The sequence below is a fragment of the Acinetobacter sp. XH1741 genome (assembly GCF_041021895.1).
Lineage (GTDB): Bacteria > Pseudomonadota > Gammaproteobacteria > Pseudomonadales > Moraxellaceae > Acinetobacter.
Genome location: NZ_CP157428.1, coordinates 1,264,410 through 1,284,802 on the forward strand (window position 1 = coordinate 1,264,410; position 20,393 = coordinate 1,284,802).

Below are 20,393 nucleotides of genomic sequence, written 5' to 3' on the forward strand. Positions count from 1 at the left end.
TTTTAGAGCTTTTATTGTTTAACCTGCTCAAGACCCTGTTCTTCAATAATTTGTGTGGCTTGAGGCGATTTCACAAATTGAATAAGTTCTTTTGCGACTTTTTCATGCTCAGAGTTTTTACCAATACCTGCCGCAAACACGGTGACTTTTTGGTAAGGCGCAGGAATTGGGCCGACTAAATCAACTTGACCATATTTGCCGGTAAACGGTTTGATTTCACTAATTTGCTGGAAACCAATATCAAACTGGCCTTCGGCAATACGTTTTGCCACGCGGTCGCCGACTACTTTTTCTGCTTTACCAGAAATTACTTTGTACTCGACAGGTGGGAAGCTTGGGAAAACATCTTTTTCAAGATGCGTACCACTTGCACTTGCTGAATAGCCGATGTGTTTTGCCTTTAATAAAACTTTTTCGAATTTTGCCGCAGAGCTAATGTCCGGTTTTGGCGCACCTTTAGGCACAGCCATGCCAATGCTTGAATTGACTAAAGCACGTTGTGAATTTGGGTCGACATAACCCTTTTCTGCAAGCTTACTGAGTTCAGGAGCAGCCAAGACCACCATGTCAAAACGTTCACCACGATCGAGACGGTTTGGAATTGCAGTTGGTGATGCACCCATTGATGAACCAGACGAAAGGTGAACCGTGTGGCCAGTTTGCTTTTCAAATATTGGAATGAGTTTTTCCATAGATGAATAGAAACCGCCAGAGCTAATCACTTCGAGCGTATCTGCGTTAGCAAGGGTTGAGCCTAAGCTTGCACCAGCTAGGCAGATGGTCATGAAGATAGGGGACTTTTTCATAGTATCTCGCTTTAATGACAGGAGAGCACAGTACGGTTGCAACATGCGCCGTACTGTTCATTAAAATTTCAGGTTAAGTAGTTAGTTGTTTTAAGCGCTAACCTTGGCAGGTTCAGCAATCGCGTCAGATTTGTTCTGCTTAGAACCGCGACATAAATACAAGCTTGAGATGAGACTACATACCGCAGCAAGCATGAGCCAGAAAGCTGGTGTGCTTGCATTGCCTGTGTTTTCCACAAGGTAAGTACACGCCATTGGCGTCATACCACCAAAAATAGCGGCTGCAAGACTAAACGCTAAAGAGAAGCCAACGGTACGAACACGTTTCGGCATTACTTCGGCAAGTGTTGCGACCATAGTCCCGTTGTACATACCAAAGAAGAACGAGAAGTAAGCAAGCGTGATCAGTAAGTTTGAAAAACTAATATCGCTCACCAACCAGCTTAAAACTGGATAACTGGTAAAGATCGCAAGTGTCGTAATACCCACTAACACTGGACGGCGACCAATTTTGTCTGAAAGTAAGCCACCCATTGGTAACCAGAAGAAATTCGATAAACCTACAAATACGGTTGCTAAAAGGCTGTCTGTGACCGACATTTCTAAAGTACGTTTTGCATATACTGTGGTGTAAACCGTAATAAAATAGAACGTGGTTGTAGTCATGGCACTCATCATCATACCTGCAATTACAATGCGCCAGTTGCTCGCCAGTGTGCTGAAAATTTCCTTGGTTGAAGGATGAGTTTTTTGCGCTTTAAAAGCTTCAGTTTCCTCTAAAGTACGGCGGAATAAGAAGATTAAAGGAATGATTAAACAACCAATTAAGAACGGAATACGCCAGCCCCATTCACTCACTTGCGCATGAGTTAAGATGGTGTTGAGCCAATAACCAAATAATGCAGCAAACACCACCGCAATTTGTTGGCTACCAGACTGCCAGCTTGTGATAAAACCACGGTTTTTATCGGTTGCAATTTCTGCGAGGTAAATCGATACACCGCCAGATTCAACACCTGCCGAGAAGCCCTGTAACAGACGTCCAATCACCACTAAAATCGGGGCCATAATACCGATAGTGTCATAACCCGGTACAAAGGTAATTAAGATTGTACCAATAGCCATGAGGCTTAGAGTCACAATCAAACCTTTACGGCGACCAATTCTATCGACATAAGCACCCAAGAAAATAGCGCCGAGAGGACGCATAAGAAAGCCCGCAGCAAACACGGTAAATGTCATCATTAACGAGACATATTCATTATTTGAATGGAAAAATTTTGCTGCGATATAAGTGGCATAGAAGCCAAAAAGAAAAAAATCGTACTGTTCTAAAAAGTTGCCACTCGTTACATTTAATATTTTTTTAAAAGTAGCCCTACGGTTATTAACGACATCCATTGGAGACCTCCTTGGCCTGACAAAATGGAAACATTCACGATCTTCAAAGTTTGGACGTAAATTGATTCAATCAATAAACCTAAATAGGAAATGGGTTAGAGATGAGATTTAAAGGTGTCCTTGGTAGAAAATGTGATGCCTTGTTTCCAGTTAAAACTACACATCTATATTTCGATAAACAGAAAACCACTTATCATTCGTATAAAAATGTAATCTTAAAAAGCAGGGAGGAGTGAGAGGCGAAAATTAATTAGGTCTTTAGAAAAATTAATGACCCTTTAAACAATAATTTCAGAACAAGGCCAAATTTGGTTTTGAATTAACTCTTTCACACATGCCTTAATGGCTGACTTGGCAGCAAGTGCAGCGGGTGATAATTCTTCTTCGGCAAGGCTCACCAAGTAGTTAATTCGTTCTACTTCTGGGTCAATCACCTTAAGTAATTGCAGCTTATGTTTATACTCTTGCAAGCAAGCACTTCCGGGACGAACACTGGCAAGGTCTAGGTGAATTAGACTGTCCATAAGCAGGTGTAAGCCATCAATTTCATAGACGACATTAAGCTGACCAATCTTGTGTTCAAGCAGTTTCCGTAAGCTATGGCGCTGACGTGGTAGCACTAATGGAATATCGCCAATTTGCTGCGACTGAATAATGCCGCTTTTAATGCACTCGCTCAGACCGTATTTTTCGAGCACTTCTTTGCGTGCCATTAAATACATTTGCTCACGTACCAAAGGCTGTATAGACCACTGCTTATCAATCTCATTCGTAAAAATAATGGCGATATCAAGCTGACGCGAGTTAATGTACTGAATCAGGTTACCTGACAGGGTTTCCACAATCTCTAAGCGAATGTCTGGATAACGTTCAGACATTAGTTTCATTAAAGGGATACCAATCAAAGCGGTAATGGTCGGCGGAAAACCAAGACTGACATGACCTGAAAGCCGTGCTGAATGCGCAGCATCTATAGCAAAGTTCACCTGACGCAAAATAAGCTGAGAGTGCTTTAAAAAGGCAAGGCCAGCAGGTGTTGGGGTCACGCCAAAAGCATTACGCTGTAATAAGCGAATGCTTAACTCTTGTTCGAGCTTGCTAATTTGCTGACTAATCGCTGAAGCGCCAACATCAAGTTTTTGGGCAGCTTTACCAATACTGCCTGATTCAACCACCGTCAAAAAATACTTTATTTGCTTGATTTCCATAATAAATGTATTCGCTCATCATCCTTGATTTATAGAGATATGAAGGATTGGAAAATCTATCATGCATTTTCATATTAACAGCAATGCATAAAAAAGTTTCTGAAAATTAAAAAGCTCTACTGAAAATTAGTAAAAAGCAGAATCACCCCCAACACACATAAAATAGAACCAATTACCTTATTAATCTGCGTTTGTTTGGCTAACATTTTCTGTCTTAAGAGCATAGATGAAAACAGCACGGCCACCAGTGAAAACCATACAAAATGGGCAAATGACATAAAAAAGCCATAAGCTAAAAGAACGCTTTCAGGCGTGGTTAAACTCACAATTTGCGTATAGGTACTAATCACAAATAGCGTGGTTTTAGGGTTAAGGGCATTGGTAAAAAAGCCGTATTTTATGGCTTGAAAACTACCTATAGCATTTAAAGCAACAGCGTTTAAAACAGGTTTTTGAGTAAAAGTTTTATAGCCAATATAGATCAGGTAAAGCGCGCCAATATACTTAACAATAGTCAAAATTTGCGGCGTATAAGCCATCACAAACGCAACCGCTATTAGTGTATAAGTCACATGTACCAACACACCTAGTGATATTCCGAGTGAAGTGAACACACCTATTTTTCTGCCATACAGATAACTATTTTTAGTCACAATCGCGAAGTCAGCTCCGGGGCTTACCACTGCCAAAATCGTAATAAGAATAACCGCAATAAACTCTGCCATTATCTTGTACTCTCACTAAAAACAAGGGAGCTAATCTGTAGTTTTTGGAATGTATATAAGAAGGCGCAAGAACTACCTATAGTTGCTATTCTTTTTGCGAGAAATGTCGGGGCTTTAGGTTTGTGAAAATAGATATAGATATTCAATATGTTTTTCATCATCTAAAATGGTGTTTAATAAAGATGATTTTTATTTTTGAACAGAAACCTAAAAATAAAAATCGATAAAAACGACTGCACATCTATGAGTTTTTGGAATGATCGAAAGAATATCGCTGAATTCATTAAAATTTTTCTACTTTGTGGCGAAGTATGGCAGCGTCACTTTAGCTGCAAAGAAATTATTTGTGACGCAAAGTGCGGTTAGTAAACAGATTTATAATTTAGAAGAAGCTTTAAATACGGCTTTATTCGAGCGAAAAAATAAAACCCTTGTGATGACTGAGCAGGGCGAAATTTTATTGAGTTGTTGCCATCAGGTGTTTGGTCAACTTGATGAATGTTTAATAGAACTCAGCCACCCTAAAAACGAAAAAAAGCAACTGGTTTTGTCGTGTGAACCGACTCTTTCCATGAAATGGCTTATTCCACGATTATCAAAATTTAAAAAGCTCGGTCATGATTTTGAGGTTGTGTTACTTACCGCAGGCGGCGTGGTCGACTTTGAAAAAGATAATATTGATATCGCAATTCGTAGAAATGACTTTGATTGGGGAGAGCATATTTATAGCGAAAAGATTGCCGATGAATATATCGTTCTAGTTCAACCAACCAAGCTATCGGAAACAAACGACGTACTCATCTCGACCTCTAGACCGAATTTTTTCAAAAATATCACTCGCATTGCTGAGTTAAAGCAGAGCTTAAAAGGCTACACCAAAGTTGAGCTTGAACATTTTTATCTATGTTTAGAAGGCTGCTTGGCGGGACTCGGAGCTACAGTCATCTCAATTTATATGATTGAAAAAGAGCTTGAGTGGAACTTGCTGAAAAAAAATTCACCAATCGTTCAAGATGGCTCAGCCTATTTTTTACTTTCTCATAGTGCTTTTGAGGAAGATTCACGCAAAACTATATTTTTAGAATGGCTAAAAGCAGAGCTGAGCGAGATTCAACATAAATTACTTTAGTTCTAGCGGTAATATTTAGATAAAAATGATTTAATGAATTGAAAATAATAATAAATTTTTAATATTTTAAGGGCGATTGGCAAGCGCCGTATATTGAATTTTTGCCATCTAAAAATTTCTAAGATGAAAAATATTTAACTTCATACTTATTTATTAAACTCTAAACATGAATTTCACTCAGTTTTGAATGAGACTAAATCATTTTTATTCATGTTGTGATTACGGTATAAATCTATTCATGCTCTGAAGCGCTCCAGTAATTCACTTTTGATAAGACCATGAGGCACAAAACTGACAAGGCTGGAAATGTTTAAAAAGAGCTCAAAAATTTTTTAGGTTTATCTCAGAAATTAGGGTACTGATCAAAATGAGTAAAGAATTTACATTTACGATTAAGAGTATTTGTTTCGATGAGAACTATCGTCCAGCAGACAATACGCGTATTACCACCAACTTTGCTAACTTGGCGAGAGGGATGAGCCGCGAAGAAAATTTGCGCAACACCTTAAGGATGATCGACAATCGTTTCAATGCCTTAGCTCATTGGGACAACCCTAAGGGCGACCGCTATGGCGTTGAACTTGAAATCATTTCAGTTGAAATGAATATTGATGCTCAAAATCGTGCAAGCGGGCTGCCTTTAATCGAAATATTGAAAACCAATATTGTTGATAAAAAGACTAATGAACGCATCGAAGGTATTGTAGGTAATAACTTCTCGTCTTATGTACGTGACTATGACTTTAGTGTGCTGTTGTTAGATCACAACAAAAACCAGTCGACTTTTAGCACGCCAGAAAAGTTTGGTGAATTGCACGGCAACTTGTTTAAGAGCTTCATTAACTCTGAAACTTACAGAGCCAACTTTAAAAAAGCGCCTGTGATTTGCTTAAGCGTTTCAACGACGAAAGAGTACCACCGTACTGAAAACGAACATCCAGTTTTGGGCGTGGAATACAAGCAAGAAGACTATTCACTAACCGATGAATATTTCCAAAAAATGGGCTTAAAAGTTCGCTACTTCATGCCGCCAAATAGCGTTGCGCCGTTAGCGTTCTATTTTACTGGTGATTTGCTGAGTGATTACACCAACCTTGAGTTGATCAGTACCATTAGTACGATGGAAACCTTCCAAAAGATTTACCGTCCTGAAATTTACAATGCAAATTCAGTGGCTGGAAAATCTTATCAACCGAGTTTGAAAAACGAAGATTATTCACTTACTCGAATTGTGTATGACCGTGAAGAACGTAGCCGTCTGGCTATAGAGCAGGGGAAGTTTGTTGAAGAGCAATTTATCAAACCATACCAAGCGATTCTTGAGCAGTGGTCTGCGAATTACGCTCCTAATTAATCAACATACGGGTCATTGATCATGAAAAAATTATTACCGACTTCAACTGCTGGCAGCTTACCAAAACCGTCTTGGCTTGCAGAACCTGAAAAGCTTTGGTCGCCTTGGAAACTCGAAAACGAAGGCTTAATCGAAGGTAAAAAAGACGCGTTACGTTTGGCATTGCACGAACAACAACTTGCTGGCATCGACATTGTGAGCGATGGTGAACAAACCCGCCAACACTTTGTGACCACGTTTATTGAACACTTAAATGGCGTAGATTTTGAAAAGCGCGAAACAGTTCGTATTCGTGACCGTTACGATGCAAGCGTACCGTCTGTGGTAGGTGCGGTGTCTCGTCAAAAGCCTGTGTTTGTTGAAGATGCGAAGTTCTTACGTCAGCAAACCAATCAACCAATTAAATGGGCATTACCTGGCCCAATGACCATGATTGATACACTTTATGATGGTCACTACAAGAGCCGTGAAAAACTGGCTTGGGAATTTGCCAAAATCTTGAACCAAGAAGCGCGTGAGTTAGAAGCTGCTGGTGTAGACATCATTCAGTTTGACGAACCTGCATTTAACGTCTTCTTTGACGAAGTAAATGACTGGGGTATTGCGACTTTAGAGCGTGCAATTGAAGGTCTAAAATGCGAAACTGCGGTACACATTTGCTATGGTTACGGCATTAAAGCCAACACTGACTGGAAAAAGACACTCGGTTCAGAATGGCGCCAGTACGAAGAAGCTTTCCCGAAACTTCAAACTTCTAACATTGATATCATCTCGTTAGAATGCCACAACTCACATGTGCCTATCGATTTGCTCGAACTTATTCGTGGTAAAAAAGTGATGGTCGGTGCAATTGATGTCGCATCTAACCAGATTGAAACACCAGAAGAAGTGGCGAACACACTACGTAAAGCGCTTCAGTTTGTAGATGCCGACAAGCTTTACCCTTGCACAAACTGCGGTATGGCACCTCTTTCACGTGAAGTGGCACGTGGCAAGTTAAATGCTTTAAGTGCAGGTGCAGAAATTGTTCGCCGAGAACTGACTGGTTTGGAACTTACTGCTTAATATTTACCAATACAATGGTATAAAGGGTTACTTTTTTGATGGCTATTGATAATCAAAGCAGTAACCCTCATTTCACTTATTACATGTAGTTCTAAACAGGACTCATGTCGATACAGTGCCTTTCTGATGGAGTTGGGCGGTATAGCAAAACACACAGGACAAGGTACGGTTCAATTTAGGAATAATGTCATGGTTCAAGCAACAGACTTTAGAAATGCAATGTCTTTACTCACAAGTGCGGTTAGCGTTGTGACCACGGCAGGCATGTCTGGCCGTTTTGGATTTACTGCCTCTGCTGTTTGTAGTGTGACTGACACACCGCCGACATTATTGGTCTGTATGAACCAAGCTGCGAGTTCACATGCACATTTCCTAGATAATAAAATCTTAACGGTGAATGTGTTAGGCGCGCACCACGAACATATTTCAAAAGCATTTTCATCTAAACTCACACCAGAAGAACGCTTTAAACATGGCGAATGGATTGAGTTAGAAACGGGTTCACCTGTGTTGGATGATGCTTTGGTGAGTTTTGATTGCGAGATTGAACAAATTCAACAAGTCGGCACACATACGATTTTTATATGTCCGATTGTGGCGATTAAACAAAGCCAGCATGACCAAAGTTTGGTTTACTTTAACCGCTCTTATCACCAAGTGGGGCAGACAGAGATTGTCTAAACCCACTTTTATGCGAAATTTTTTATTCTTTGATATGAGTACAAAAATTAAAAGACTGTAATTAAGAGAAATTTGAATGTTAAACTACTGATAAAATTAATTTATATTTTAATAAATAGTTAAATTACACGGGAAATTTAAATATATGATTTTTATTTGGCAAGGACTGGGGTTTTTAGCTATTGTTGTACCATTCCTAGTAGTACTACTAGTGAATATTGTGGTAGATCAAATATATGGTACTGGGTATTATTCATCACATCACATATTTGCAACTGGTGGTTTGATTGTTTCAGCCGTAGTTATTTGGTTTTTAGGCATGAGGTTGAATAATAAAAAACATGATCGAATATTGCTTGATCAAGTAACTGGTGAAACAGTTATCCTTAAAAAGAAACATACTTTTTTTTGGATACCGTTACAATATTTCTCGATAGTTCTTATAGCATTTGCAGTGTTTTTTTTAATAGATAAGTCTTAAATATCCTAGCTTTTATTTTAAAGTTAAAGTTCTGCGCCTGTGAATTATTACTTTCACTAATTAATGTTAGATTACCCAGCTTATGTAAAAGTTTTGATGACTTTCGACATCGCACCTATCTCTAATAAGAACGAGCTGCTTTTCGTGGTAATCTACATCCTATCGTAGATAGTTTTATCTTGGCTGCAATTACGCAAACAAAGATTGTTTGATCTAAAATCATTGTCATGATTATTATCTCAGTAAGTCTATTAAAAATATAATTAAATATAATATCTAAAGTAATAATTAAGTTAATCTAATGAAAAACAATAAGATATTTAATCACTTCTCATAAATGCAACATTGACACATCTAAACTCTCAGATTATGCTTTGCGTGCTGGCCACATTGCCAGCCGGCTTTGACAGGTCGATCTTCAAGTACATTGAAAAAACTTGTTTTTTTTTGATGTAGACCCACTCGTCCCTCTTTTGTAGCGGTAGGACGGAAGGGGGACACCTTCGGGTGTGCTGGGTTCTTGAAGCCGGTCTGTCAACCCCCTTTCGTTCTGCCACCATAAGTCCGAAAAAATGCTCTGGCAGAACTCCAAATAAAAAGGAGTTGGCTATGCACATCCATCATTTCTTGGCACGCCGTGCCAAAAGCTACAACAACACAGCTTAAAAAATTACAGCAGCTTGAACGCCATAAGGTTTTCAGGCTTTACGTCATTTTTACTTAAAACTTAGCAACAAAAAACTTGAGATGTGCCAAGCACCGTCTTGCGGCTTTGCTGTGCCTTTTTTTCTCTCAAAAAGGGCACAGGCTTTTTATCTCATTTAGACACAACAAGAACTTATAACGGTAAAACTATGCCAAATTTAGAAACCTCTTCCAAAAAATTACAGGCTGTTCAAACCACCATACAACTTATTACGACACATGGATTCCACAAAGTAGGCGTAGACCTGATTGCTAAAGAAACCAAAATCGCCAAAGATACGATTTACAACTATTTTCACTCCAAAGAACACCTGATCGAAATGTGCATCGTTTTTCAAAAAAGCCTGCTCAGAGAACAAGTGCTTTCCATCATCTACTCAAGCCGTTACTACACTTCAAAAGATAAACTCAAAGCAATTATTGTTTTACATACCAATCTAAACAGCCATTACAACCTTTTACTTAAAGCCATTTTTGAAATAAAACTCATTCACCCGAAGGCCTACGGTATGGCGGTTGAATACCGAAAGTGGTTGCGCCATGAAATTTTTGACCTGATTTTTAGCGGTGAAACCCGCGAGCCAAAGTTCGATGCCAACATGGTGGTCAACCTGATCGATGGTTTGCTGCTACAGGCTCTAAGCTCTAATAGTTTGGATGAACGGGATGAGGTGTTGGAGAGGTTTTGGGGGAGGGGTATAAATAATAAAATAGTATACGGTGACTATACTTAAGGTTATTCAATAAAATTTTATTTTCATGCTAATATTTAGCCGCTAAGGGTATATGAAATATATTTATATATTAATTTGAGAATCTTTATTTTGGTTGGGATATATTAATAATGAAATTATTTATAAAAATTATTTTATCCTTATTGGCTGTTTTTCTTATTTTGTTGGTTGTAACTTCATCTTTTAATCTGCAATTGAAAATTTTTAAATTACTTCATCCTGATTGGGTTGAATTAAAAGATTATAAAATTTTAGATTACAAGATTTACTGTTCAAGTAAACCTTGGCGACGAGGAATGGATAGGAATGCTCGTGGAGATATAAAGTATCAATATACGTATCGAAATGCCACTTATACATCAGAAAAAGAAGATTTTTTGGTTGTATATAGATTATTTATTTCTGAAAACTGTGATGAGATGAAAGGCCAAAATTTATCTATATTTAATGAGATAAAGAAAAATAATGAAATAAAAGTTTTTATTTCACCAGATACAAAAAAATCAAAAATATTAATAACAAAAAAAGGCTTATCATTTAGAAACTCTTGGATGATAAACCTTGTTTTAGAAATTCAGTTAATATTTTTGGTCTTAATTGGATTAATTATATATTTGATTGTGACTTCTAAAAAATAATAGAGGACTAATTTGTATGTTAATAGTATATAATTATCTAACATTTGCTAAGAATTAATATATTATAGTTTTGAGTTTTGAGTTTTGAGTTTTGAGTTTTGAGTTTTGAGTTTTGAGTTTTGAGTTTTGAGTTTTGAGTTTTGAGTTTTGAGTTATGAGTTATGAGTTATGAATAAATTTTTCTATATTAGTCTCTATCTTGTATTGTTTTTACTTGTTTTAATTTTTTTATGCACAAGCATTCCTACTGCTAAGTTAAAAATTTTTAATTTAACTCATCCAAATTGGATACAGTTAGAAAAATTTCAGATCTTAAATTATGAGATTAAGTGCTCAAGTCCTTGGGGACGAGGCGGGGATAAAATGGCAAATCTAGTAGTTTCATATCAATATAATTATGGAAATAAAAGCTATTTTCAACAAGACCAAGTTTTTTATAGAATATATAAAACATATATTTTTGAACGTTGTGATTCTTTTAAAGAAAAGAATAAACAGCTTTTTAATAAGGCTGTAAAAGATCAAACAATAAAATTATTTATAAATAAGAATTCCCCCAGTACATCTAAGTTATTTCTTTCGAATAAAGAATTTAATTATAGATTATCTTGGTTAAGTATTTTCTTCTCAGAAATACAAGGAATTCTATTGACTTTACTTGCGATTGTTTCTCTTTATAGTATTTATATGTTATTTAACCGTAGATAACCTTTCTAATGCTTGATCAGCCTCAGGGATATGGTTTTTTGAAGCTTCCATATACCAAAATTTAGCCTTTTCCAAATCAGGGAAAATATTTTCATACATATAAGCTAAATTATATTGTGCTTGAGGAAAGCCTTGCTGAGCTGCTTTAGTAAAATACTCTAAAGCTTTCTTATTATCTTGGGTAACCCCTTCACCGTCTGCATACATATTACCTAAATTATAGGATGCTTGAGGAAGATTTTGCTGTGCTGCTTTTGAGAAAAGTTCTAAAGCTTTCGTATTATTTTGTGGGACACCATCTCCATTTGCATAAGCATTACCTAAATTATATTGAGCCTTAGCGTAACCTTGTTCAGTTGATAACTCATAAAGTTCTAGAGCTTTTTTTCTATCTTTTTGAATATAAAAACCTTTATCATACATGAGCCCAAGGTTATATTGCGCTGCTGCTAATTTTTGGTTAGCTGCCTTATCAAAATATTTAAAAGCTTTTTGATAATCTTGAGGTGTGCCTAGACCTTCGAAATACATTCCTCCTAGATCATTTTGCGCTTCAGCTAATCCTTGATCAGAGGCTTTTTGAAATAGCTCTAAAGCTTTTTGATAATTTTGCTTAACATCTTTACCTAAAAAATATTTCTGTCCTTCTTCATATAATCTCAGAGCTTCTGAAGGTTTTTCTTGTACAAGATTTTGTGACGAAGGTTGCTTGGCACATCCAGATAGTAAAAAACTATTAGATAAAATTAAACACCCGGCAATAATCAATAATTTCGATTTCATCTTTAGTCCAGATTAATTGTTAATCAGCTCCGATAATGTGCCATTCTAACATAGGATCTTTTTCAAGCTGTTTTTGTCTTTCCGCTTCTGCATTTGCCTTTTCTTGCGCTTCCAATATATCTGCTGCGTCTGCTAAACCATTAACAACACTCACTACAGCTTGCGAATCTCCAAGCCTTTGTCCTACTTTCGATTCTCCAGCTCCTTTTCCAATTGCATCTCCAGTTTTATTTCCTAAATAAAACAGTGCTCCAAAACATGATGCACCAACAAGTGCAGCTTTTTGTGGTGTACCTTTTGCTAGTTTAGGACATATTTTTCCTGCTAATGCTAATCCGCCTGCTTCTCCATAAGTTGAACCTGTCATTGTTGCCGCTTTTACAACTAAACCTTTGGAATCACGTTCTCTGGTCAATATTCCAATTTCTACAATATCTCCTGCTTTTCCTAATTTACCTCCTATTTTGTCAAACTTTTTTGCTACTTCACCTACATTAGATACACTTGTGTTAGGGTTTCCTCGAAATACCTTATTTCCTACATTATCAGGTTTATGAAAATACATACGTGCATTGGTAGATTTTTTAATACGTTCTAAGCTGAACGGAGGAGTATTTTTTGAATGTAGAAGTCCCCAAGCAAAGTTATTTTTCTCGATCAGTTTAGTTGAGTTAGTTAATACACCAATATATGTTGAAGTATCTTGGGCCGTACTAGCTGCTTCTTTTTGACTTGGCGAGAATAAATAAACAGGCCTGCCATTTTGATTTACTTTTTGATTTCCATCACTCATGATTCAATTTTCCTATATAGCTTATTCTGAATAATTACTTCTCAAATAATCGCCTTTTTCTTCTGTTTCAGGCAATAATTCTATTTCTTTTAGGATTTTGGGGCTAATTAAAATAATTTCTCGAACAAAATTATTTTCAATACGCATCATAGGTTTATATGTTTGGTCTATAAAATTTTTAATAGATAAAAGAGGAAAGTCATCATTAGGGCTACTAAATTTTGCTTCTCCATTTTGGTCAGTTCTACAAGATGCTATTAATTTATTGTTATCATTAGTGATTTGGAATTCTAAATTACTTATTGGATTCCCTAAGAAATCTAAGAATTTTATATATGTTTCATCATTCTTAGTTCCACCTAGTTTGTCGATATAATAATGCCAGTCATCGCCACCAATTAGAACCTTAACTTTTTCTTTTTCATTAGATTTGATGCGGCCAGTCCGACCATATTGATCAAGAAAACCAGTTTTTACTTGCCCATTTGGGTGTAAAACAGAATATTCAATATTGGATGTATTTGGAAATAAATTATAAACATCTAATTTATTACTGAAAGGAAGCTGCACATTAGGAATTTCAGGTAAAGAGTAATTAGCTTTTTCACCGCTTTTAAAAAGATGTTGTCCAGCTTTGGGCTCAAATTTTCCTGGTGTAATCAGGGTAATACCATCTTTATTAATAATAATTTGAGAACCACCAGCCATTAATAACCTCAATTTTTATAAAAATATTCAGAATTTTGCATTGATATAGCCTAAAATAAATGCATATCAAATGTCTCGTTATTTTACGTAAAATATGACTTTCATCCTAGCTATTCAATTAAACGATAGCATTATTGTTGCAGCTGACAATAAACGAGTAACTTTAAATAAAGATTCAGATATAGAATTTTCTACTACGAATTATTCTAAATTGTATGCTTGGGAACAAGGTATTATTACTGGTACTGGGGAATCATATGTTATTAAGCAAGCATTTGATATATTTAAAAATGTAGCTAATTCAAAATTAGTAAGTTTACCTGAGTGTTTGGATATATCGAAGAGATTGCGGCTCTTGGAGATAGGTCAAAATGTTGATCAAGTTCAGAATGGTAAACTGCTTTGTTCTAGTTACACTCAAAGAAGAGCACAGTTATATAAAATTGAATGCTTCGATAAAAAATCTCAGCATACGATGACTAAAATTTCTCCTATGGAAATTATTATTTGGTTATTTCATCCTAATGTAGATGCGATTGCTGATAATTTGAAGAGACTATATTCTGAACTGAAAGATTATTCATACTTCTCAAATCAAGTTGATTGGGTAAATTATTATATCAATCGAATTGCACCTATTTATCAAAAACAGAGCGAATTAGATCTATTTATGAGTCAAAGTTTTGATATTTTTTTTCAAACAAAAGATGAACATTTATTTGGACATATACCTAATACACAGAATATTCCTTTAACTTTCCAGCAGGTTTTAAAAAAGGATGTGTATATTAAATAGATCTTGAAAATTTGATGTAAAGCTGGATTCTTCATAGCTGCTAGTTGAAGCTTAATTATAAAATCAATGACTTAACATATTATTTGTATGATAAAGAGTTCACACATTTTATAAAGAACCTTCATACTCCACATATCCATCTTCAATTGCAGGAATAATCTCTACAAATTCGAAGTAAGGCACTGTACAAAACTCAGAGTCTCGAATCGCATCAATCACAAAATAATAATCTTGCAGAGATGTCGTCTCAAACACAGCAATATCACTCGCTTTAGTGCTAAATGCTTCAACGTCATACCACCGAACTTTTACAGTTGGGTACTTCTCAAAAATAGGCTCAAGTTTCTGTGCACTAAACTCAGCCCGCTTTTCACGAGCTAAAGTCAACCAAGCAGGCAATGCTCTTAAATGAATAAAAAAAGTATAGGTTCTAGACATAACCACTCCATGACTGGGCTGAGTTGTAGTTCAACTGAAAGGCAGCATTTGCTTGTCATATCAACATGACTCAGTCAGTATATGAGTGATTACTCACATTAAATACTCGCATTTCAGCCCATGCCAGAAACTCTCCCAGACCCACGTAAACGCCCGCGTCAAGCACGTTCAGTGGCTACCTTTGAAGCTATTTTAGAAGCGGCTGCTCGCATTTTAGAGTCGTTAGGCTTTGCTGGATTTAACACAAATGCTGTGGCTGACCTTGCTGGTGTAAGCATTGGTAGCCTATATCAGTACTTTCCATCTAAAGATGCTTTAATCGTCGAGTTAATTCGACGTGAGCGCGCCAAGCTTTCAAATCATATTGTTGAAGCCATACAGCAAAATGCTGGCACAGATTTAAAAGAAAAATTAAAACTCATCATACAGGCCGCTGTACAACATCAATTCAACCGTCCACAGTTGGCACGAACTCTTGAATTTGCTTCTGAAATCCTTGGAAAAGACACTGAGGAAAATGAGCTTCAACTCGAGCTTGAAACCATAATTTCTGATCTGTTTACTTGTTCTGGCATTTTACATGCACAAACAGCCGCACAAGATGTAATTGCCTTAAGTAAAGGAATGATTAATGCGGCAGGCATAGCAGGGGAAAGTGATTTAAATTATTTACAACAGCGAGTTGAAAAGGCTGTATTTGGGTATTTGGATTTGAGCTAAAAAACTTTTTTATTTCCTTCCAGAAGCTTGATTGAAAATAAAATAAATTTTACAACATTATTTAGATTTTCTAATTAATTGCATGTGCGATATTCATTTAACTAAAATAAATAATGATTATTTAGCACAAGTAATACAATTGTAGTATTTCGTATTGCCATACCCATTACTATGATTAAGAAATATAACTTTAATTAATATAGATAACATTTAAAAATGCTAGACAAAATTAAATGCGACGCCTTTTCGGCCGTTGTTGAAACAGGAAGTTTCGAAAAAGCTGGTAAAAAATTATGTGTATCTCAGTCAGCGATTTCTCAAAGAGTTAGATTACTAGAGGAGAGATTAGGAAATGTATTATTGGTGAGAGAAAGACCATGTAAACCAACACCATTTGGAGCTGAGTTATTTGCTTATCTTCAGCGAGTGTCTTTATTAGAGAATGTTTTTTTAAAATCGGTCATCGATAATAATAAATTTAAGCCGTTACCGATTGCTGCGAGTATTGGTACATTTGAGTCATTGCTTTTCCCAATATTAGCTAAGTACTGTCTGTCGGAGGCTATTACAATAGACGTAAAGATTGATACGCTTTGTAATACCATCGAACTCTTAAAAAGAGGAGAGGTTCAGGCTTGCATTACTTCAGAATCTGAGATAATCAGAGGGTGTACAAGTGTATATTTAGGCAATATGATTTATTGCCTAGTTGCCTCAGAGAATTTTATTAATAAATGGTTTAAAAATGGAATTAATAGAGAGAATCTGCGTTTAGCTCCTTTAGTTTTATTTAATGAAAATGAAAGAATATATTTCGATTTTTTAGAATCTAACTTCGGACTCAAAAAATCAATGATTCCTTTTCATATTATTCCTTCAACTGACTCTTATATTTCTGGGCTTGCTTGTGATATGGGTTACGGAATAATGCCTATATGCAAGATAAATCAGGATTTATCGAATCAGGGCATAAAGGAAATTTCAAAGGAATATAGGATTAAGATTCCATTATACTGGCATCAGCTTTCTTATCTTTCTCCAGCAGTTTCAATAATGAATGATATTATTATTAAGCATTCAACAACAATCTTGGCTACCGTAGGGAATGAAGATGCTTAAGCATGAGGGTCAAAGTCCACTCGAGATATACAACTCTATGATTGATAATGGCGTTGTTCTTGCAGATCCGTCTCAGCGACAAGCTATTGAAACATTAAATGAGATTTGGAATAAAATTGAAAACCAGTCTAGTCATTTCTTCAGTCCCCAGATTAAAGGTCTGTACATGTGGGGAAGTGTAGGAACAGGCAAGACATGGATTATGGATTTATTCTATAACTCTCTTAATTTTAAAAAGAAAATGAGAGTGCATTTTCATCATTTCCTAAAAGATGTTCACAAGCAACTTATTGCCTATCGGGGAAATAAAGATCCTTTAAAGCTGATTGCTAATGACATAGCAAGCAACTATAAGCTCATTTGCTTTGATGAGTTTTTTGTATCAAATGTTGCCGACGCAATGATACTTTCAAATCTATTTAATCTGCTATTTTCAAAGAAAGTGATATTGGTTGCTACCTCGAATATTGATCCGGAAGATCTTTATAAAGATGGTTTAAATCGCGATAGATTTTTAGAGACCATAGATCATATCAATAAGAATTGCACGGTCTTGAAAATCGGTAATCAACTCGATTACAGAACCATCAAAGAAAGCAACGCCAATGACCATTTCTATAGATTTCCATTAAATGAAGAATCCGAACAATGGCTTCATTCGGTTTACCAGCAGCTTACACATAATCAGAAAGAACTCAAGACGAGCATCATGATCAACCATAGATCAGTCGAGGTTAAATCTTGCTATAAGAATGTAATTTGGTTCGACTTTGAAAACCTTTGCCGAGAAGCCAGAAGCCCAGCTGATTATATAGAGATAGCAACGCAATATGACTATGTGCTCATCAGTGGAATTGGTGATTTAACAGATAGAATTTATGATACCGTGAGACGTTTTATTTATTTGATTGATGAACTTTATGATCAAAAAATCAAACTATACTTTGCTGCTTCACAACCATTAAATCAATTATATAAAGGCGAGAGGCTTAAATTTGAATTTCAAAGAACGTATTCACGATTACAGGAAATGCAAAGCATAAGTTATAACAAGGAACTTCAGGAGCCTGCTTGAATATATGACTATGCTTTGCATGACTAACACGCAGTTGGATTAAGCAAAAAAGTACGATTTCTCTGGAAATTTTGACTTATATCCATTCTGCAAAAATACTTCTAATGCTTGAATAATGTCGGCTTGTTCCTCGGGACTAATTTCCTTTTTTCTATTGTTTTTAAAGTCTTCAATAATATATTGAATGTCAGCGTTATAGTCCTTAATAAAAATATCTGAACTCAGTCGAGTTTTAGGTTCAATATTGGCAAGTAGTGGTTCTATTTCTTCAATATTTTTAAAAAATTCAATACTAAACTCTCCAATTTGAAGAATGATATAACGGCTTTCAATCTTAATATCTTTATTTGCAAATCTGTGTCTAACATTGGGAGGAATTTGAAAAAACTCCCCCCGATTAACAATATATTTCTGCTGCAAATCTGGTAACTCAACCTGAATAGCACCTTTTGAGCAGTACACAAGATCGGGGATATGAGTATGCTTATGAAACGGAAACAGGCTATCTTTTAAGTTGCACAGCACTATCCTAATATCGTGGTCATAACAAAACTGATGCATTTCCATTGATCATTTTCCTTGTCCGATTAACTAATTTTATAAAGTTGTTCTGGAGTAAATATGGGTTCACTAAGATGCTTTTGAAACAATTCAACCCAATCAGTCGAGACAGAATCAGCCGCATCAACAATCGCTTTGGAAAAGTTACGTTCATTCTGCCAGTATCGGGTAAGCACACCGAAAGAGTAAAAATACTCCGAGGGCTTTATAAACCCTCTACGGTTTTCCATCAGTTTGTAGGTCTCGAAACCATCTAGCATCAATCCTCCAGTGTTATATTCATCCTCCATATTCGGGACAATATTCTTTTGCTCTAACAATGATTTAACCAATGCTGAGGGATGTTTATAGATATCAAAGTCTTGACTGATCGTATTAACCACAAGATCAAAATCAAATGAATGCCCTAGATCATCAGTGAGCTGTACATGGCTATCCATTATTTTTAGAGGTTTACTGTTATAGCCAAGTTTGAGTGATTGAAGTAAACCAGCTTCAAATAGGCATTTCAGCTTTTGTGCATTTTCCAGTGGGATTGGTACGGCAAGGCGAATGAATAAGTGATCAAATTCTTGGTCGTAGCGTTCTTTATCATGACTGCTTAAATAACGGTAAAACTTCATTCTTCGTACTTTAAGAATGATCATATTAATTAAGTCATTAAGCTCTTGGTGCTCCAGATCATATTTCAACTTTTCATAAGCATTTGCGAATTTCAAGTTGCACAAATCATTGAATGACACTTCACCGTTAGTTGCATTTTTAAGCTCAAGATCAAGCAGATAAAGAATATCATTTAGTGATAAAACCTGATTTAAGTGCTGCTGCAACTCATGGAAAGATTCATGAGTGAAATACTTAAAGTCATAGTTAGGTTTATTGCCTCGTACCGCTGGGAAGTATCCCGAACGACTAACGATATAGATTTTGAAGTTTTCATCTGTCACGGCCTTCTGATAGCTTGAGAAGGCTCCATTTTCAGTTGCAAACGATCCTTCACTAAAAAGAGTGATGACCGTATCAACACCACTAGGGCCCATACCACGTACAAGAACATTTGGCTTATGATCTTGTCTTATAATGTCATTAAGTCTCATTAAGACTTTTTGAAAAGGGTATGGCTTCACGAATAAACTGTGCTTGGAGTCTAAACTACTTGCAGTCCAGTGCCCGATAGTGAGTAAAAGCTTAGAAAATCCTTTTAATTCAATTTTTTGATTTGAATTTTGATTCTTGATAACTAAATTATAACCGCCTTTAGTTTCATAGCCATCGATAGCTTCATAGCCATTGTAAACTTCAACTTTAATGTGATTTGATTTGGCTAATTCTAAGTATTTTTTAAACCTATCATTGAGATAGATACCAAACAAAGCTCTAGGGTAAAAAGCGTTAGGATCTGGGAAGGCTTGCGATTCACCAGCTAAAGATTTCTTATAAACTAGGTGGGGGTAATGAGTCATCAGGTGATTTTTATTTTCTGCCATCCAATCCACAAAGTCGTTATCCCAAAGCGACATTGAATGGGCAGGGTTATTACACAAATGGCCAGCCAATAATTCGTCTTTGTCGTATGGATTCCCATGTCCCATAGATTCACGCATTTCAACAAGAGTAATCGAGTATGACTTATGATCAATCTCTTGATTCAGTAATTTTTTTACAAAGCTGATGAAGGTACACGTACCTGAGAATCCCATTCCAATGATACAGAACTTTTTCAAAGTAATATCGTCCATAAAAATATAAATTCAGGAAGTTAAAA

General features: G+C 36.1%; 23 protein-coding genes. 12 read left to right on the forward strand and 11 right to left on the reverse strand.

Annotated elements, in window-relative coordinates; genetic code table 11:
- Window positions 1-11: 11 nt before the first annotated feature.
- From ABLB96_RS06115 to ABLB96_RS06130, 4 genes are all read right to left on the reverse strand, one after another.
- Window positions 12-806 carry a substrate-binding domain-containing protein gene (locus ABLB96_RS06115; protein ID WP_348895984.1) on the reverse strand — a complete coding sequence of 265 codons (795 nt, stop codon included), beginning with the start codon at window positions 804-806 and terminating at the stop codon, window positions 12-14.
- A 90-nt stretch (window positions 807-896) separates the two neighbouring features.
- Entirely contained in the window at window positions 897-2,207 is a 1,311-nt protein-coding gene (locus ABLB96_RS06120) for an MFS transporter (protein WP_348895983.1), read from the reverse strand.
- A 278-nt stretch (window positions 2,208-2,485) separates the two neighbouring features.
- Window positions 2,486-3,415 (reverse strand): LysR family transcriptional regulator, encoded by a 930-nt coding sequence (locus ABLB96_RS06125; protein WP_348895982.1) that lies wholly within the window; start codon window positions 3,413-3,415, stop codon window positions 2,486-2,488.
- Window positions 3,416-3,531: 116 nt separating this feature from the next.
- A complete protein-coding gene (locus tag ABLB96_RS06130; protein ID WP_348895981.1) occupies window positions 3,532-4,140 on the reverse strand; it encodes a LysE family translocator in 609 nt (202 codons plus the stop codon).
- Between the two features lie 256 nt (window positions 4,141-4,396).
- Between ABLB96_RS06130 and ABLB96_RS06135 the strand changes: the two genes are divergently transcribed.
- The 5 genes from ABLB96_RS06135 to ABLB96_RS06155 all read left to right on the forward strand — a co-directional run bounded on the left by ABLB96_RS06135 (window position 4,397) and on the right by ABLB96_RS06155 (window position 8,850).
- On the forward strand, window positions 4,397-5,269 hold the full coding sequence (locus tag ABLB96_RS06135) for a LysR family transcriptional regulator (protein WP_348895980.1): 873 nt from the start codon (window positions 4,397-4,399) through the stop codon (window positions 5,267-5,269).
- Between the two features lie 367 nt (window positions 5,270-5,636).
- A complete protein-coding gene (locus ABLB96_RS06140) occupies window positions 5,637-6,623 on the forward strand; it encodes a DUF1852 domain-containing protein (protein WP_348895979.1) in 987 nt (328 codons plus the stop codon).
- Between the two features lie 21 nt (window positions 6,624-6,644).
- Entirely contained in the window at window positions 6,645-7,688 is a 1,044-nt protein-coding gene (locus ABLB96_RS06145) for a methionine synthase (RefSeq protein WP_348895978.1), read from the forward strand.
- A gap of 189 nt (window positions 7,689-7,877) precedes the next feature.
- The gene (locus tag ABLB96_RS06150) at window positions 7,878-8,369 is read left to right on the forward strand and encodes a flavin reductase (RefSeq protein ID WP_216985810.1); all 492 of its coding nucleotides are present in this window, start codon (window positions 7,878-7,880) and stop codon (window positions 8,367-8,369) included.
- 145 nt (window positions 8,370-8,514) lie between these two features.
- Complete coding sequence (locus ABLB96_RS06155) at window positions 8,515-8,850, forward strand: hypothetical protein (protein ID WP_348895977.1); 336 nt, start codon at window positions 8,515-8,517, stop codon at window positions 8,848-8,850.
- Here the strand turns inward: ABLB96_RS06155 and ABLB96_RS06160 are convergent.
- Window positions 8,810-8,965, reverse strand: a complete 156-nt coding sequence (locus tag ABLB96_RS06160) for a DUF1524 domain-containing protein (RefSeq protein WP_369030018.1) — start codon at window positions 8,963-8,965, stop codon at window positions 8,810-8,812. The genes ABLB96_RS06155 and ABLB96_RS06160 overlap by 41 nt on opposite strands.
- A gap of 739 nt (window positions 8,966-9,704) precedes the next feature.
- On the opposite strand from ABLB96_RS06160, the gene ABLB96_RS06165 reads away from it, so the two are divergent.
- The 3 genes from ABLB96_RS06165 (at window position 9,705) to ABLB96_RS06175 (ending at window position 11,635) form a co-directional block, all read left to right on the forward strand.
- A complete protein-coding gene (locus ABLB96_RS06165; RefSeq protein WP_348895976.1) occupies window positions 9,705-10,289 on the forward strand; it encodes a TetR/AcrR family transcriptional regulator in 585 nt (194 codons plus the stop codon).
- Between the two features lie 110 nt (window positions 10,290-10,399).
- On the forward strand, window positions 10,400-10,927 hold the full coding sequence (locus tag ABLB96_RS06170; protein ID WP_348895975.1) for a hypothetical protein: 528 nt from the start codon (window positions 10,400-10,402) through the stop codon (window positions 10,925-10,927).
- Between the two features lie 168 nt (window positions 10,928-11,095).
- A complete protein-coding gene (locus tag ABLB96_RS06175; protein WP_348895974.1) occupies window positions 11,096-11,635 on the forward strand; it encodes a hypothetical protein in 540 nt (179 codons plus the stop codon).
- Here ABLB96_RS06175 and ABLB96_RS06180 read toward each other — a convergent pair.
- Genes ABLB96_RS06180 through ABLB96_RS06190 form a run of 3 tightly spaced genes read right to left on the reverse strand, consistent with a single transcriptional unit; the run spans window position 11,618 to window position 13,919 of the window.
- On the reverse strand, window positions 11,618-12,418 hold the full coding sequence (locus tag ABLB96_RS06180) for a tetratricopeptide repeat protein (protein ID WP_174731780.1): 801 nt from the start codon (window positions 12,416-12,418) through the stop codon (window positions 11,618-11,620). The genes ABLB96_RS06175 and ABLB96_RS06180 overlap by 18 nt on opposite strands.
- A gap of 19 nt (window positions 12,419-12,437) precedes the next feature.
- Complete coding sequence (locus tag ABLB96_RS06185; protein WP_348895973.1) at window positions 12,438-13,211, reverse strand: hypothetical protein; 774 nt, start codon at window positions 13,209-13,211, stop codon at window positions 12,438-12,440.
- 21 nt (window positions 13,212-13,232) lie between these two features.
- Window positions 13,233-13,919, reverse strand: a complete 687-nt coding sequence (locus ABLB96_RS06190; protein ID WP_348895972.1) for a type IV secretion protein Rhs — start codon at window positions 13,917-13,919, stop codon at window positions 13,233-13,235.
- Window positions 13,920-14,013: 94 nt separating this feature from the next.
- Between ABLB96_RS06190 and ABLB96_RS06195 the strand changes: the two genes are divergently transcribed.
- The gene (locus ABLB96_RS06195) at window positions 14,014-14,715 is read left to right on the forward strand and encodes a hypothetical protein (RefSeq protein ID WP_348895971.1); all 702 of its coding nucleotides are present in this window, start codon (window positions 14,014-14,016) and stop codon (window positions 14,713-14,715) included.
- Between the two features lie 108 nt (window positions 14,716-14,823).
- On the opposite strand, the gene ABLB96_RS06200 is transcribed toward ABLB96_RS06195, so the two are convergent.
- Window positions 14,824-15,153 carry a darcynin family protein gene (locus ABLB96_RS06200; protein ID WP_348895970.1) on the reverse strand — a complete coding sequence of 110 codons (330 nt, stop codon included), beginning with the start codon at window positions 15,151-15,153 and terminating at the stop codon, window positions 14,824-14,826.
- 120 nt (window positions 15,154-15,273) lie between these two features.
- Between ABLB96_RS06200 and ABLB96_RS06205 the strand changes: the two genes are divergently transcribed.
- From ABLB96_RS06205 to zapE, 3 genes are all read left to right on the forward strand, one after another.
- Window positions 15,274-15,873: a TetR/AcrR family transcriptional regulator gene (locus ABLB96_RS06205; protein ID WP_348895969.1), complete on the forward strand. Its 600-nt coding sequence runs from the start codon at window positions 15,274-15,276 to the stop codon at window positions 15,871-15,873.
- 216 nt (window positions 15,874-16,089) lie between these two features.
- The gene (locus ABLB96_RS06210; protein ID WP_348895968.1) at window positions 16,090-16,992 is read left to right on the forward strand and encodes an ArgP/LysG family DNA-binding transcriptional regulator; all 903 of its coding nucleotides are present in this window, start codon (window positions 16,090-16,092) and stop codon (window positions 16,990-16,992) included.
- Window positions 16,985-18,067, forward strand: a complete 1,083-nt coding sequence (gene zapE / locus ABLB96_RS06215) for a cell division protein ZapE (protein ID WP_077169971.1) — start codon at window positions 16,985-16,987, stop codon at window positions 18,065-18,067. Before ABLB96_RS06210 ends, zapE begins: the two co-directional genes overlap by 8 nt.
- Before the next feature lie 39 nt (window positions 18,068-18,106).
- Here zapE and ABLB96_RS06220 read toward each other — a convergent pair whose 3' ends face one another.
- Window positions 18,107-18,634: a cupin domain-containing protein gene (locus ABLB96_RS06220; protein ID WP_348895967.1), complete on the reverse strand. Its 528-nt coding sequence runs from the start codon at window positions 18,632-18,634 to the stop codon at window positions 18,107-18,109.
- 20 nt (window positions 18,635-18,654) lie between these two features.
- On the reverse strand, window positions 18,655-20,367 hold the full coding sequence (locus tag ABLB96_RS06225) for an FAD/NAD(P)-binding protein (RefSeq protein WP_348895966.1): 1,713 nt from the start codon (window positions 20,365-20,367) through the stop codon (window positions 18,655-18,657).
- Between the last annotated feature and the right edge of the window lie 26 nt (window positions 20,368-20,393).